Consider the following 1,428-nt stretch of genomic DNA (forward strand, 5'->3'; position numbering starts at 1 on the left):
AAGGGAAATCAAGATAGATGACGGTGAGCTGTATCTCAGCTTTTGGGATAGCAGCGACCGCTTCTTTATTAAGCCGGAGGATGAGTTGAAAGGCAGCCAGTCCTTTGGTTTCGGCATGACGATGGGAGTAATGCAGTAATGCCAAACCATGTAACCAATATTGTAAGAGTATCCGGTGATCCGGAAAAGGTCAAGGCGATGTTCGAGGATATCAAAGATGATAAGATCGGCCTCGGCAGCATTGACTTCAACAAGGTCATTCCGATGCCTGAGCATATCTTCCGTGGCAACCTTGGTATGGCTGAACGTGAGAAGTACGGCAAAGACAACTGGTATGATTGGTCGATTGCTCATTGGGGAACCAAGTGGAACAGCTATGGCTACGATGGCGCATATACCCCGCAGGATTTTGACGGTGAGCATATCGAGTTCCAGACCGCATGGAGCCGTCCGGAAAGTGTCATTGCTGCACTGGCAGCAAAATATCCTGATCTATCCTTTGAACACAAATGGGCTGACGAGGACTTCGGATATAATGTCGGGCATTTGGAATACGAAGATGGTGAAGAAATGTTCTGTGATATCCCTCCCGGAGGTTCCAAAGAAGCGCTGGAGATGGCGGCTGAGATTCACGATGTGGATCTGGCCGATGAGGGCTACCTATACAATGAGAAAACCGGCGAATACGAGTACCATAATCCAGATGAGTCGATGTCACTGAAAATATAGTGATTATCGGCTCTTTTTTCTTTCCAGAGGGAGGTGATGGAATATCAATAGCTTTATCAGCTGGGTGGGCGGCAAGAAAGCCCTCCGCAATATCATTTACCGGCTCTTCCCCAAGGACTTCGGCAGATACATCGAAGTCTTTGGCGGCGGGGGCTGGGTGTTGTTCGGCAGGCCTCCGGACTGCAAAGGAATGGAGGTCTACAACGACTTTAACGGTAACTTGACCAGCCTGTTCTACTGTGTGAAAAACAGGACGCTGGCATTCCTCAAGCAGCTGGGTTTCCTGCCACTCAACTCCCGACATGAATTTAATGTCCTGCGCCGCTTTTTTGAAAAGGATGAATTCGATACCGAATACCTAAAAGAAGAACTGGAGCTGGCACAGCAGAACCTCCCGCCGCCTGAGTTTGAGGAAATCAAAGCCATTCTGCTGGAGCAGACCGAGCCAAGCAATGTGTGGCGAGCAGCTGCTTTTTTCAAGCTCATCCGCTACAGCTACGGCAGCGGCTGCACCTCCTACGGCTGCCAGCCCTTTGACATCCGAAAGGTCTTTGCCGTGATATGGGAGGCATCAAGGCGGCTTGCTAATACGGTTGTGGAAAATAAGGACTTTGAGGCATTGATCCGGCAGTACGACCGGGCCGATGCCTTTTTTTATTGCGATCCGCCCTATTACATGACCGAGGGTCACTATGCGGT

General features: G+C 49.9%; 1 protein-coding gene and 1 pseudogene. Both read left to right on the forward strand.

Annotation, left to right across the window (positions count from 1 at the left end):
- Positions 1–138 precede the first annotated feature (138 nt).
- Positions 139–729 (forward strand): hypothetical protein, encoded by a 591-nt coding sequence (locus RT018_RS14670; protein ID WP_195199141.1) that lies wholly within the window; start codon positions 139–141, stop codon positions 727–729.
- 43 nt (positions 730–772) lie between these two features.
- Positions 773–1,428 (forward strand): annotated as a pseudogene (locus RT018_RS14675) (DNA adenine methylase); the annotation flags it as partial.

The sequence above is a fragment of the Oscillibacter sp. genome (assembly GCF_032060045.1).
Taxonomy (GTDB): Bacteria; Bacillota; Clostridia; order Oscillospirales; family Oscillospiraceae; genus Oscillibacter.